This is a genomic window from Pseudoclavibacter sp. VKM Ac-2888 (assembly GCF_015351285.1).
In the GTDB taxonomy this organism is placed as follows: domain Bacteria; phylum Actinomycetota; class Actinomycetes; order Actinomycetales; family Microbacteriaceae; genus Pseudoclavibacter.
In genome coordinates this window covers 106868-120472 of sequence record NZ_JADKSM010000002.1, presented here as the reverse complement: position 1 = coordinate 120472, position 13605 = coordinate 106868, and the positions used below count along the sequence as shown (strand labels likewise).

Genomic DNA, 13605 nt, shown 5'->3' with positions numbered 1-13605 from the left:
GATGTCGCAGAGCATCCGAATCGGTACCGCACCTGACTCCTGGGGCATCTGGCTCCCCGACCACCCCGGCCAGATCCCGTGGCAGACGTTCCTCGACGAGGCCGTCAAGGCCGGCTACACGTGGATCGAGCTCGGCCCCTACGGCTACCTCCCCACCGACCCCGACCAGCTCTCCGACGAGCTCGAGTCGCGCGGCCTCAAGCTCTCCGCGGGAACCGTGTTCACGGGCTTCCACAACGAGGACGAGAGCCAGTGGCAGCGTGCCTGGGATCAGGCCATCGCCGTCGCGGGCCTCGCGTCGAAGCTCGGCGCAGAGCACCTCGTGACGATCCCAGACATGTGGCGCGACGACATCACGGGCCAGGCCAAGGAAGCACGCACGCTCGACGCCGAGCAGTGGAAGCGCCTCGCAGCCGGGCACGACCGCCTCGGCAAGGCGCTCCTCGAGGAGTACGGCGTCAAGCAGCAGTTCCACTCGCACGCGGACAGCCACGTGGGCACGTACCGCGAGGTGGAGCGGCTCCTGACCGAGACCGACGCCAGGTACACGAACCTGTGCCTCGACACGGGCCACTTCTCCTACTACGGCGGCGACAGCCTCCGCCTCATGAACGCGTACCCCGAGCGCATCGGCTACCTGCACCTCAAGCAGGTCGACCCGGACAAGCTCTTCGACGTGCTCAAGAACGACGTGTCGTGGGCGGAAGCGGCCGCCGACATGATCATGGTCGAGCCCCCGAACGGCATCCCGGAGCTCGGACCCATCGTCGCCCGCGCCGCCGAGATCGACCCGAACATCTTCGGCATCGTCGAGCAGGACATGTTCGGCTGCTCGGCCGACCGCCCGTACCCGATCGCCGAGCGCACGCTCAAGCACATCTGCGGCTCCACGCCCGCGGCCCGCGCCAAGTAGAACCTGAAGAAGAGGAACCATCACCATGACTTCAACTGACCTCCGCGTCGGCGTCGTCGGCGCCGGCCTCATGGGCGCCGACCACATCGCCCGCATCACGAAGCGCATCAGCGGCGCGATCGTCTCCGCCGTCATCGAGCCCGACGAGGGACGCGGCACCGCAGCCCTCGAGAACGCCCCGGGGGCGCAGTGGTTCACGAGCATCGAGGACGCCATCGCGGCGAACGCCGTCGACGCCGTCGTCATCGCGACGCCGGGCAAGTTCCATGAGCCCGTCCTCCTGCCCGCCCTCGCGGCGAAGCTCCCCATCCTGTGCGAGAAGCCCCTGACCGCCGACTCCGCGTCCTCGCTCCGGGTCGTCGAGGCCGAGATGGCCGCATCCGAACGGCCCCTCATCCAGCTCGGCTTCATGCGCCGATTCGACGCGGAGTACGCCCGCCTGCGCGAGATCATCGCCTCTGGCGAGGCCGGCGAGCTCCTCGCCCTCCGCGCGGTGCACCGCAACCCCGACGTGCCCGAGTCGTACACGCAGGACATGCTCATCAACGACTCGGTGGTGCACGAGCTCGACGTCATCCCGTGGCTCGCCGGCAGCGAGATCCGCAGCATCGAGATCAAGTACATGCGCCGCAACCCGAACTCGCCGGAGCGACTGCGCGAGCCGATCCTCGTGCTCCTGGAGCTTGAGAACGGCATCCTCGTCGACGTCGAGATGAACGTGAGCATCAAGTTCGGCTACCAGGTCGCGACCGAGGCCGTCTTCTCGAACGGCCTCGCGCGAATCGGCCAGGCCAACGGCGTGCAGACCTGGTCGGACGGTGCGTTCGCGAAGGAGGAGCACCGCTCGTTCGTGACCCGCTTCGCTGCGGCCTACGACGTGCAGATCCAGCGCTGGGTGGACGCGGTCGCCCGCGGCACCATCGACGGCCCTGACGCGTTCCACGGCTACCGCGTGGCCCTGGCCTGCGAGGCGGGCGTCAAGGCGTTCGACGGGGGCATCGTCGAGGTCCAGCAGGTCGAGCGCCCCGCGTTCTACGACAAGGCATAAGGAGTCACCATGGTTCGCATCGCCCTGGACCCGACGCCGTTCCACCACGACGCCGGATTCCTCGACTTCCCGGATATCGCGGCCCGCCTGGGCTACGAGTACCTGCAGATCACGCCGCACCCCGACTTCTCGTGGTTCTTCCGCCACCCGTCGGCCGACGACGAGTACGCGCTGAAGTTCAAGAAGCGCGCAGCGGATGCCGGCGTCACGATCCCCGCCATCCTCCCGGTCCAGCGCATCTCGGGTCCAGAAGAGGCGGGTCGCCTCGCCGCCGTCCGCAACTTCACTCGCGTCATCGAGCTCGCCTCGATCCTGGAGATCCCCGTGATCAACACGGAGTTCAGCGGTGAGCCTGCACAGTTCACCGAGTCGGAGGACGCCTTCCATCGTTCGATGGAGACGCTCCTGCCGATCCTCGAGCGCGAGGGCATCCAGCTCAACATCGACCCGCACCCCAACGACTTCGTCGAGGACGGGCTCGAGGGGTGGCGCGTCATCCGCGGGCTCAACAGCAAGAACGTGGGCTTCGTGTACGTCGCCTCGCACACCTTCCACTACGGCGACCGCGCGACGACGCTGCTCCCCGAGCTGGGCGAGCGCCTGGGCGCCGTCTACACGGCGGACACGTTCGACCATCACCGCTCGCACGGGCTGCGCTACATCTCGAACCCTCCGGGCAACGAGGCGCGCATCCACCAGCACCTGCGCATCGGCGACGGCGATGTCGACTTCGCGGAGCTGTTCACGACGCTCAAGCAGATCGGCTACCTCGACCGTGAGGACGCGCTCATCGTCTCGAACGTCTTCGCGGAAGACGAACGGGCCGACGAGGTCTCGAAGTTCCAGCTCGAGAAGATCCGGGAGCTTGTCGCCTCCTCCTGACACCGTGTGGCCCCGCAGCTCTGAGCTGCGGGGCCACACGCTCTTCCGGATTATTTGTCAGGACATATTCACATCACGTCATTCTTCGGTTACCATCAAGACACGCGTTCGCAGAAAACGCACCCCGCAGCACCACGCACAACCCCGCTCCACCTCGCAGCATCCATGACAAGGACGTCCAAATGGCCTCATCGCACCCGGCGGGCCACACCGCCGAGAAATCACTTCCGCCCCTCACAGCTGGGCCGCACCGTTCGCGGCTCGGGCTGATCTCGATCGTCGCGTGCTTCGGCGGTCTCCTCTTCGGCTACGACACGGGTGTCATCAACGGCGCACTGAACCCGATGACCGAGGAGCTCGGCCTCACGCCGCTCACCGAAGGCGTCGTCACCAGCTCCCTGGTCTTCGCAGCCGCCATCGGCGCCATCTTCTGCGGCCGCCTCTCCGATGGCTGGGGCCGCCGCAAGACGATCATCATGCTCGCCGTGCTCTTCTTCCTCGGCACCGTCGTCGTCGTCTTCACCCCGAACTTCGAAGTGCTCGTCGTCGGCCGGATCCTCCTCGGCCTCGCCGTCGGTGGCGCCTCGACGGTCGTGCCGGTCTTCCTCGCCGAACTCGCCCCGTACGAGATCCGCGGGTCCATCTCGGGTCGCAACGAAGCCGCCATCGTCATCGGCCAGCTCTCCGCGTTCGTCATCAACGCCATCCTCGGCAACACCCTCGGGCACCTCGACGGCGTCTGGCGCATCATGTTCGCCATCTGTGCCATCCCGGCGATCTGCCTGTTCTTCGGCATGCTGCGTATGCCGGAGTCGCCGCGCTGGCTCGTCGAGAAGGGCCGCGACGCCGAGGCCCTCGAGGTCCTCAAGACCGTCCGCTCCCCCGAGCGCGCCGAGGCTGAGCTCGCTCAGGTCGAGAAGGTCGCCCTCGAAGAGGGTCAGGAGAAGCAGGTCGGATTCAAGGCCATCCTCGGCAACAAGTGGCTCCGCCGCATCCTGCTGGTCGGCATCGGGCTCGGTGTCGCGCAGCAGCTCACGGGCATCAACTCGATCATGTACTACGGCCAGATCGTGCTCATCGAGTCGGGCTTCGACTCGAGCGCGGCGCTCATCGCCAACATCGCCCCCGGCATCATCGCCGTCGTCGGTGCCTTCATCGCCCTCTCCTACATGGACAGGTTCGACCGCCGCAAGACGTTCATCATCGGCTTCTCGCTCACGACGGCCTGCCACCTGCTCATCGGCTTCTCGTCCATGATCCTCGAGCCGGGCAACCCGCTGCGCCCCTGGGTCATCCTGTTCCTCGTCGTCGCGTTCGTCGGCTCGATGCAGACGTTCCTCAACGTGGCCGTCTGGGTCTACCTCTCCGAGGTCTTCCCGCTGCACATGCGCGGCATCGGCATGGGCGTCTCGATCTTCGCCCTCTGGGTTGCGAACGGCTTCATCTCGCTGTACTTCCCCTCGGTGGTGGATGCGCTCGGCATCACGGGCACGTTCTTCGTGTTCGCGGGAGTCGGCGTGCTCGCACTCCTCTTCGTCGCGACGCAGATCCCCGAGACTCGTGGACGTACGCTCGAGGCACTGGATGAGGACGTCACGACCGGCGCGATCTTCCTCCCGACCGCCAAGAAGTAGCGTTCCCGCTGCACCAGCGAGCGATGGGCTCGGCCGATTCGGCCGAGCCCATCGCTTGTCTCGTCGCGGGTGACGCAGGGCCGCGGATTGTGTAACAATCAGCCCATGACATCGCTCCTGCTCGTCCTCTTCGCCGCGGTCTGCTTCGGCACGACCGGGACGGCGCAGGCACTCGGTGCACCCGAGGTGAGCGCATTCTCGCTGGGCTCCGCTCGCCTCGCGCTCGGCGGCACGCTCCTCGGCGCCTGGGCGCTGTTCGCCGCGCTGCGCCGCCATGGCGCCCGCGGAGGCCCCCCGCTGCCCACCCCCGACTACACCCGGATCCACCGCCCGAATCGTGCCCAGCTCGGCCTCGTCGCCCTTGGCGCGCTCGGCGTGCTCCTCTACCAACCGTTGTTCTTCGCTGGGACGGCGGGCGGCGGCGTCGCCGTCGGCACCGTCCTGGCACTCGGATCGGCCCCCGTCATCACCGGCCTCCTGCAGTGGGCGCTCGAGCGACGCTTCCCCGGCCGGAGCTGGGGCGTCGCGACGGCGATCGCCATCCTCGGCGTCGCCCTCATCGCGGTTGCCGGGGCAGGCGACGCCGGCGGCGCGAACCTCGGCGGCATCGCGGCGTCCGTCGGCGCCGGCGCGAGCTACAGCATCTACACCCTCTCGGCGAAGGCCCTCATGAACCGCAGCTGGAGTGCCGACGGCACCATGGGCATCGTCTTCGGCGCCGCTGGCGTGCTGAGCATCCCCCTGCTCCTCGCGAGCGGTGCCGAGTGGATGCTCACGCCGGCCGGCCTCGCGACCGCGGCGTGGCTGGGCGTCATCACCACCACCGTCGCCTACCTGTGCTTCGGCGCCGGGCTCGCGAAGCTGCAGGCCGCGACCGTCTCGACGCTGACGCTCGCGGAACCACTGACCGCGAGCATCCTCGGGCTGGTCGTGCTGCGAGAGCAGCTCGCTGGCCTCGAGGCCCTCGGCCTCATCGTGCTCGCGGCGGGGATCGTGGTCCTCGTGCTCGGCGCGACTCGTGCTCGCACACGCAGCGACAGGCCGCTCACCGCACGCGCAGCGGACGCGAGCCAGGCCCCGGCGGGCCGAGGCGCGCGATGATCCACCAGAAGCCCCGCACCGAACCCGCCGCGCTCACGCCCCGGCCGACCGCGTCGGCGAAGCTCGCGGCGACCCTCCGCGACCGGATCCTCGAGGGGAGCTACGTCCGCGGCCAGTCGCTGCGCGAGGAGTACCTCGCCGCCGAGTTCGGGCTCTCGCGGCACACGGTGCGGACGGCGCTGGCCACCCTCGCGTCCGAGCGCCTCGTCCACGCAGCGCCCTACAAGGGGGTCGAGGTCACGAACCTCGACGACGCCGAGATCCGCGCCATGCAGGATCTGCGCTGCGCGCTCGAATCCGAGGCCGTGCGCATCCTGAACTCCCGGCACCCGGACGGCTGGCCCGACGAGGTGCGGGCGCCGATCCTGGCCCAGATCGCCCGGCTGCGGGAGCTCGAGGTAACCGACGCACATTCGTGGCGGCAGCTTGAAGCAGCTCACGCGGCCGTTCACCAGGCGATCATCGATGCGGCCGGGAGCCCGCGGATCAGCGAGACTGCGCGCTCGCTCGAGAGCGAGGTGAGGCTCCTGCTCGCGGGAGCGCACGAGCACTACGGCGCCAAGGGGCTCGCCGAGGACCACGAGCGCTACCTCACCCTGCTCGAGCACGATGGCCCGACGGCGGTGCGCGCCCACCTCGACGCCCTCACGGCACACCTGCTTGCTGGCTCCCCCACCTGAGGCTCCCTCCAGCGCCGCATCCCCACGTGAAGGCGCACGGGATGCACACGGGGGACGCCCGCGAGAGACGCCGAACGGGCGGGCCGATTGCTCGGACCGCCCGTTCGGGGATGCTGCGTGTGAGGCGCTGACTACTGGCCGGAGGACCAGCTGGCGCGACGCGAACCGCCGCGCTCGCCACCGCGCGAAGGCGCGGCCGGCGAGGAGGTGCCAGCACGACGCGGACGAGACTCTCCGCGACGCTGGCCCTGAGCTGCGCCTTCGCCTGCCTGTCCGCGCGCCGGACGCGATGCGGACGAGCCCTGCGAGGAGGACGAGGCTGCACGACCGCGGCCGCCGCCGTTGCCGGAGCCGCCACGAGCTGCGCCGCCGCGAGCCGGTGCAGCGTCGCGCTTGCGACGAGCGTTCGCGCCCTGCGACGTGCCACGGCCCTGGCTGACCTCGACGTTGCCGGATCCCGGTCCGCCCGGAACGGGGCGCACGGTCGGGGCGACTTCGCCGATGAGCTCGTTCACGAACGGCGAGTTGACGTTCGCACGCTGCGGGGTGACGCCGATCTTGGCGCGACGCAGCAGCATCTCGGTGTCCTTGCGCTGGCTCGGGAGCATGAGCGTGACGACGTCACCCTCGGAGCCCGCGCGGGCCGTGCGGCCGGAGCGGTGCAGGTACGCCTTGTGCTCGGCGGGCGGGTCGACGTGGACGACGAGCTCGATAGCGTCGACGTGCACACCGCGGGCGGCGACGTCGGTTGCGACGAGCACGTTGACCTCGCCACCGGAGAAGGCCGCGAGGTTGCGGTCGCGGGCGTTCTGCGACAGGTTGCCGTGCAGGTCGACGGCGGGGATGCCGGACGCGGTCAGCTGCTTGGCGAGCTTCTTCGCCTGGTGCTTGGTGCGCATGAACATGATGCGACGGCCCTTGCCGCTCGCCAGCGCGTGGACGAGGGCGGTCTTCGCCTCGGGCGTCTCCGCCTCGTACACGTGGTGCGTCATGGCCGCGACGTGCGAGTTCGACTCGTCGACCGAGTGGAGGATCGGGTCGCTCAGGAACTTCTTCACGAGCTTGTCCACGCCGTTGTCGAGCGTGGCGGAGAAGAGGAGACGCTGGCCGGACTGCGGCGTCGCGTTCATGATGCGGGTGACGACGGGCAGGAAGCCGAGGTCGGCCATGTGGTCGGCCTCGTCGAGCACGGTGACCTCGACGGCGTCGAGGTTCACGATGCGCTGCTTCATGAGGTCGTCGAGGCGGCCGGGGCAGGCCACGACGATGTCGACGCCGTTGCGGAACGCGGTCTCCTGGGGGCGCTGTGACACGCCACCGAAGACGGTCGTCACGGTGAGGCCGGCGGCCTTCGCGAGCGGCTCGATGACCGCGGCGACCTGGGTTGCGAGCTCGCGGGTCGGGAGCAGCACGAGGCCGAGCGGGCGGCCCGGGCGGCGCTTGCCACCGGAGACGGCACCGGCGAGGCGCGCGACGAGCGGGATGGCGAACGCGAGCGTCTTGCCGGAGCCCGTCTTTCCACGGCCGAGGACGTCGCGACCCGCGAGGGTGCTCGGAAGCGTCGACTGCTGGATGGGGAAGGCTTCGTGCTTGCCGGCTGCGTCGAGCACGGTCACGAGCGACTTGGGGACGCCGAGTTCGGCGAAAGTTGAGGTGGTTTCCGTCATATGGAGGTCATGCCTTTCAATCGGCACGCAGAGAACGCACAACACTCGTGTGCTGCGCTCTTGCGGCGATGATGCGGGCGAATGTGCCCGTTCGCCGCAACTCGTGAAATCGTGCCGAGGCAGAAAGAGTGCCCTCGAACAACAAACGGTACGACGATCGTGGGAAATGGGACCCACAAGCTGTCGACCTTAGCACGCCGAACGCCTCCCGACCAGGGGGACGGCCCACGCACGGGGGTTTCGGCGCTCGTCCAGGACGCATTTATTAGAATCACCGTGCGCATGCACAGGGGCGGACGCCCATTCGCCCATGCCTGAGAAACGGTGACGAGATGAGCAGAGACCTGACGACGATCGTGTGCGACGGCTTCCGAGCCGCGTTCGAGCGAGAGCCCCTCGGAGTCTGGTCGGCACCCGGCCGGGTCAGCATCATGGGCGACCACACCGATCTGCAGGATGGCGTCGGATACGCCTGCGCGATCCCCCTGCGCTCCAGCGCGGCGATCGCGCCCCGCGACGACGGGCGCATCCGCATCGTCACCGACCTCTCCCCCGACGAGGCGGTAACCGACCTGCGGTCGATCGCCTCGGAGATCCCCGCACGCGACTGGCGTGCCTACCCGCTCGGCGCTGTCGCGAGCATGCTCCGCTTCGCTCGCGAGAACCCGCCGGAGGGCACGCGCGGCGACGGCGACGAGACCGACCCTGGAGTCCCGTTCTTCCTGGGAACGGGCCTCGACATCTTCCTCACGACGGACGTGCCGGTCGGCGCCGGGCTCGCCTCCTCGGCATCCGTCTGCGCGACCATCAGCACGGCGCTCAACGACTTCTGGGGCCTCGGGATGAACGTCGAGGAGCTCGCCGAGATCGGGCGCCAGACGGAGGCGGAGATCGTCGGCGCGCCCAGCGGCCTGAGCGACCACATCACCGTGCACGCCGCGCGGAGCAACGAGGACGTGTTCTTCGATGCTCGCGGCTCCGACGTCTCGATCCTGCCTGCGCCGAGCTCCGCCGATTCCGGCTTCGTGCGCGTGCTCATCGACACCAAGGAAGCCCACCGCAACTGGTCTGCCGAGTTCGCGCAGCGGGCCGATGACTGCGCCCGGGCGGCCGAGACCCTCGGCTTCCAGACGCTTCGCGAGGTGCGGCCCGCGGAGCTGGACGCAGCGGCCGAGCGGCTCGACGACACCGTGTTCCGGCGCGCACGGCACGTGGTCTCCGAGATAGCCCGCACGCTCGAGTTCACGAAGCTCATGCGCACCGGAGAGGCGCCCGAATCCCGGAACCATCTCCTCGCGGAGTCGCAGGTGTCGCTGCGTGAGGACTTCGAAGTCTCGACGGCGCGCATCGACTTCACGGTCGAGCTGGCCACCTACCTGGGCGCGGCGAGCGCCCGCATGACCGGCACGGGCCTCGGCGGCTCGGTGTTCGTCATGCATCCCGCAGACAAGTTCGACGAGCTGTGCGAGAGCGTCTTGGGAGCGTACGCCGAGCAGGGGTGGGAAGAGCCGCTCGTGCTGGCCTTCGAACCCGCTGCTGGGGCGCGGCGCGACCGCTGAGCCGCAGTCGACTGGCACCCGTGCTGGCCTGTCCCTGGAGAACCGATGGCGGCCTCAGGCGGTCGTGGCGTTCGCCGCGGTCGCCGTCGAGCCGCGCACGGTGAGCGTTGGCTGGATGACCCTCCGCGTCGCTCCGGACGGAACCCCTGCCGCCGCGTCGCGGGCTGCCGCCCGCACCCCCTCGATGCGGGCGAGGAGAAGCTCGGCCGCGGCGCGACCGACCTCGGCGCTTCGGTCATCGACCGACGTGAGCGAGAGGTGGTCGAAGCCCGCGAGGTGCGAATCGTCGTAGCCCACGATCGACACGTCCGCGGGAACGCGCAAGCCGAGCTCATCGAGCGTTCCCAGCACGCCGAGCGCCATGACGTCGTTCGCCGCGAAGACGGCGGTCGTGGCCGGCCAACGCTCGAACAGCTCTCGTGATGCGCGACGCCCCTCGCCCTGGTCGGTTGCTCCCGAGCCGCCGATGACACGCGGCTCGAGCCCCGCGTCGCGCATGGCGCGCTCGTAGGAGCGCCGCCGGAGCTCGGCGGCGCGGCCGGTTCCCGTGACATGGCCGATCTGCGTGTGCCCGAGGTCGCGGAGATGCTCGACCGCGAGCCGCGCGCCGGCCGCGTCGTCGTTCGCGACGAGGTCGGCGCCCGCCGGCACGATCGCACGGTTGCCGGCGACGACCGTCGGCACGGGGAACCCCTCGGCAGGGACCGCGTCGACGTCGCCGCCGATGACGAGCCCCTCGACGCCCGCCGCCAGGAAGCCGCTGATGGGTGACTGCTCGAGGTGCGCGTTGAGATTCGCGTCGGCGACGGTGACGTGGAAGCCGGGCGCGTCGAGCACCGCTTGCATCCCCTCGAGCAGGTCGACGAACCAGGGGTTCCGGAAGTCGTCGATCATGACGCCGATGGCGCGGGTGCGGTTCCCGGCGAGCGCCGTGGCGGCCCGGCTCGGCAGGTACCCGAGCTCCTGGATGGCCGCGCGCACCGCTGCCCGCTTCTCGTCGCTGACGCGGGTCGAGTTCTGCAGCACGAGCGAGACGAGGGATTTCGAGACCCCGGCGCGTTCGGCGACGTCGTAGATCGTCGGGCGCTTCTGACGCGGGGAAGGGGGCATTCGACACTCCGGACGACGATTGTTTGACAGGACATTGTTTCATGACCTACCTTCCAGTGTAGCGCTCCAACACCGTCGTCGGTCGCCTGCGCTCACCCAACACAGCTCTCGCAGAAACACAGGAGAACCAATGACAAAGCCACTCGGCGTCGCCGTCATCGGCGCAGGCATGGCCGGCCGCGCGCACGCCGCCGCCTACCGCGTCGCATCCACCCTCTACAGCCCCACGCTGCCGGAGATCCGCCTCGTCTCGATCGGAGACGTCAACCCGGAGTTCGGCGCACTCGCCGCCAAGCGCTTCGGCTACGAGCGCACCGACTCCTCCTGGCAGGCCATCGCGGCGGCCGACGACATCGACGTCGTCAGCGTCGTCATCGCGAACTCACTGCACCGCGAGGTCGTCGAGGGCCTCCTCGCCGCCGGCAAGCACGTGCTCTGCGAGAAGCCGCTCAGCGACTCGATCGAGGACGCCCACGCCATGGCGGATGCCGCCGAGCGCGCGGACTCCATCGCCCGCGTCGGCTTCACCTACCGCCGCTCCCCCGGCATCGCGTACATCCGCCAGCTCATCCAGGACGGAACACTCGGCAAGCTCCTGCACTTCAGCGGTCGCTACTGGACCGACTACGCGTGCAGCCCGACGGCCCCCATGAGCTGGCGCTTCAAGGGCGGCCCCGGCAGCGGCGCCCTCGCCGACGTCGGAAGTCACATGACCTACATCGCGGAGTTCCTCGGCGGCGAGATCCAGGAAGTCAGCGGAGGCACCCTCAGCACGGTCATCCACGAGCGGCCACTCCCGCTCGGCGCGGTGCTCGGGCACGACCACGCAGCGGTCAGCGACACGTTCGAACCCGTCGAGAACGACGACTACGCGGCGTTCTCGCTCAAGTTCGCCCAGGGCGCAGGAGCCATCGAGGTCTCCCGAGTCGCCAGAGGCCACGCGAACAGCCTCATCTTCGAGGTGTTCTGCGAAAACGGCGCCGCCCGCTACGACCAGCGCCGCCCCTCCGAGATCGAGCTCTTCCTCAACGACGCCCCATCCGCCCAGAACGGGTACCGCCAGATCATCCTCGGCCCGGAGCACCCCTACATCGCCGGCGGTCTCGCGATGGATGCCCCCAGCGTCGGCTTCGGCCAGAACGAGGCCTTCTCCTACCAGGCCCGCTCCTTCCTCGAGGAGGTGGCGGGGATCTCGGAAGAGGACTCGCTCCCCCGCTGCGCGAGCTTCGAAGAGGGAATCCACAACATGGAGCTCCTCCACGCCGTCGCCGAGTCGGCCGCGGCGGACGGCGCAGCCGTCCGCATCTCCCCCACCAGCGCACAGAAGAACGGAGCCTGACATGCGTCTCGGCGCCTACAACGCGATCCTCCACGACCGCTCGCTCCCCGAGGCGATCCAGGTCGTCTCCGAGCTGGGCCTCACCGGCATCGAGCTCAACTCCGGCGGGTTCCTTCCCGCCACGCACATCCCGAACTTCGACGAGATCCTCGAGAGCGACGAGGCCAGGGACGCGTTCCTCGCGCAGTTCGAGGGCACCGGCGTCTCGATCGCCGGCCTCAACTGCAACGGCAACCCGCTGCACCCTGACCGTGCGATCGGCGAGCAGCACGCCGAGGACATCCGACGCTCGATCCGCCTCGCGGCTCGCCTCGGACAGGACCGGGTCGTCACGATGTCGGGACTGCCCGGCGGCGAGCCCAGCGCGACCACCGTGAACTGGGTCATCAACGCCTGGAACTCGGCTGCGCTCGACGTCATCGACTACCAGCTGGACGTGGCGTCGGAGTTCTGGACCGAGATCGACGAGCTCGCTCGCGAGCACGGCGTGAAGGTCGCGCTCGAGCTGCACCCGCAGAACGTGGTGTTCAACCCCGCGAACTTCCGCGAGCTGATCAAGCGCGCTGGCACGACGAACATCGGCGTCGAGCTCGACGCCTCGCACCTCTTCTGGCAGCAGATGGACCCGGTGGCAGTCGTCCGCGACCTCGGCGAGTGGGTCTTCCATGCGGCAGCGAAGGACGTGCGCGTCAACCCGGCGGCTGCGATCTACGGCGTACTCGACAACCAGTTCCGCAAGCTCTCGGCGGACGAGCCGCGCACCAATCTGGGCGGCGACGAGTGGGCGAACGAGTGGCCGAAGAACTCCGCGTGGGACTTCGTCGCGCTCGGGCGCGGCCACGACACGGCGTTCTGGACGGAGTTCCTTCGCGCGCTGCACGAGGTCGACCCGGAGATGTGGGTCAACATCGAGCACGAGGACACCTCGCTCGGCCGCATCGAGGGCCTCGAGGTCGCCGCGAAGGTGCTCACCGACGCGGATGCAGCTCTCGAGGCCTCGCTCTGACCCCACTCTGACCCCGCTCTCACCTCAGACTCGGGTGCGACTCTTCTGCGAGAGCCCCGCGCCTGACCACAAGGGCCGCATCCGCATGGATGTGGCCCTTCGTGGTCTCGGTGCGTTCCTCATTTGTTAGGACATTAGGACTTTTGCCACTAGAATCGGAGCGCAGACAACACACGTCACCTCCCCCTCGACCTCAAGGACACCGCACCATGCCTCTCGTACGCATCGACGTCAACGCCGGCCGCAGCCCCGAGCAGATCTCGTCCATCGCCGACGCCATCCACGACGCCATCGTCGCCGAGTACGGGATTCCCGCTCGCGACCGGTTCCAGATCATCACCGAGCACCAGAACGGGCAGATCATCGCCCAGGATGCCGGCCTCGGCTTCGAGCGCTCGTCAGGTGTCGTCATGATCCAGATCTTCACGCAGCGCGGACGCACGCCCGAGGCGAAGCAGTCGCTCTACGCCCGCATCGCCGAGGCGCTCGGCGAGCGCGGCGTCGAAGGCAACGACGTCTTCATCGGCTACGTCGAGAACGGGCCGGAGGACTGGACCTTCGGCTTCGGCCGCGCCCAGTACCTCACGGGCGAGCTCGCGGTGCCGAACCGCGCCTAGCGCTCCGCGGCTAGCGCTCCGCGGCTAGCGCTCCAACGCAGAACGCCCA

12 protein-coding genes are annotated in these 13605 nt (G+C 69.1%); 10 read left to right on the top strand and 2 right to left on the bottom strand.

Translation table 11 applies throughout. The features are described 5' to 3' along the window. Position 1: 1 nt before the first annotated feature. The 6 genes from ITJ61_RS15995 to ITJ61_RS15970 all read left to right on the top strand — a co-directional run bounded on the left by ITJ61_RS15995 (position 2) and on the right by ITJ61_RS15970 (position 6258). The gene (locus tag ITJ61_RS15995) at positions 2-913 is read left to right on the top strand and encodes a sugar phosphate isomerase/epimerase family protein (RefSeq protein ID WP_194686826.1); all 912 of its coding nucleotides are present in this window, start codon (positions 2-4) and stop codon (positions 911-913) included. Positions 914-938: 25 nt separating this feature from the next. Continuing rightward, entirely contained in the window at positions 939-1961 is a 1023-nt protein-coding gene (locus tag ITJ61_RS15990) for a Gfo/Idh/MocA family protein (RefSeq protein WP_194686825.1), read from the top strand. A 9-nt stretch (positions 1962-1970) separates the two neighbouring features. Beyond that, entirely contained in the window at positions 1971-2843 is an 873-nt protein-coding gene (locus tag ITJ61_RS15985) for a sugar phosphate isomerase/epimerase family protein (RefSeq protein ID WP_194686824.1), read from the top strand. Positions 2844-3004: 161 nt separating this feature from the next. Next, entirely contained in the window at positions 3005-4477 is a 1473-nt protein-coding gene (locus ITJ61_RS15980) for a sugar porter family MFS transporter (RefSeq protein WP_194686953.1), read from the top strand. A gap of 105 nt (positions 4478-4582) precedes the next feature. After that, positions 4583-5578 carry a DMT family transporter gene (locus ITJ61_RS15975; protein ID WP_194686823.1) on the top strand — a complete coding sequence of 332 codons (996 nt, stop codon included), beginning with the start codon at positions 4583-4585 and terminating at the stop codon, positions 5576-5578. Further along, positions 5575-6258, top strand: coding sequence for a GntR family transcriptional regulator (locus tag ITJ61_RS15970; protein ID WP_194686822.1), 684 nt, complete (start codon positions 5575-5577; stop codon positions 6256-6258). The genes ITJ61_RS15975 and ITJ61_RS15970 overlap by 4 nt, the downstream gene beginning before the upstream one ends. Positions 6259-6389: 131 nt before the next feature. Here the strand turns inward: ITJ61_RS15970 and ITJ61_RS15965 are convergent, their stop codons facing one another. Then, positions 6390-7925: a DEAD/DEAH box helicase gene (locus ITJ61_RS15965; protein WP_104298495.1), complete on the bottom strand. Its 1536-nt coding sequence runs from the start codon at positions 7923-7925 to the stop codon at positions 6390-6392. A 332-nt stretch (positions 7926-8257) separates the two neighbouring features. On the opposite strand from ITJ61_RS15965, the gene ITJ61_RS15960 reads away from it, so the two are divergent. Next, a complete protein-coding gene (locus tag ITJ61_RS15960) occupies positions 8258-9484 on the top strand; it encodes a galactokinase (RefSeq protein ID WP_194686821.1) in 1227 nt (408 codons plus the stop codon). 54 nt (positions 9485-9538) lie between these two features. Here the strand turns inward: ITJ61_RS15960 and ITJ61_RS15955 are convergent, their stop codons facing one another. Further along, complete coding sequence (locus ITJ61_RS15955; protein ID WP_194686820.1) at positions 9539-10594, bottom strand: LacI family DNA-binding transcriptional regulator; 1056 nt, start codon at positions 10592-10594, stop codon at positions 9539-9541. 130 nt (positions 10595-10724) lie between these two features. Between ITJ61_RS15955 and ITJ61_RS15950 the strand changes: the two genes are divergently transcribed. The 3 genes from ITJ61_RS15950 to ITJ61_RS15940 all read left to right on the top strand — a co-directional run bounded on the left by ITJ61_RS15950 (position 10725) and on the right by ITJ61_RS15940 (position 13556). After that, the gene (locus ITJ61_RS15950) at positions 10725-11933 is read left to right on the top strand and encodes a Gfo/Idh/MocA family protein (protein WP_194686819.1); all 1209 of its coding nucleotides are present in this window, start codon (positions 10725-10727) and stop codon (positions 11931-11933) included. 1 nt (position 11934) lies between these two features. Beyond that, on the top strand, positions 11935-12939 hold the full coding sequence (locus ITJ61_RS15945; RefSeq protein ID WP_194686818.1) for a sugar phosphate isomerase/epimerase family protein: 1005 nt from the start codon (positions 11935-11937) through the stop codon (positions 12937-12939). A gap of 209 nt (positions 12940-13148) precedes the next feature. Then, positions 13149-13556 (top strand): tautomerase family protein, encoded by a 408-nt coding sequence (locus tag ITJ61_RS15940; protein ID WP_104298491.1) that lies wholly within the window; start codon positions 13149-13151, stop codon positions 13554-13556. Positions 13557-13605 lie beyond the last annotated feature (49 nt).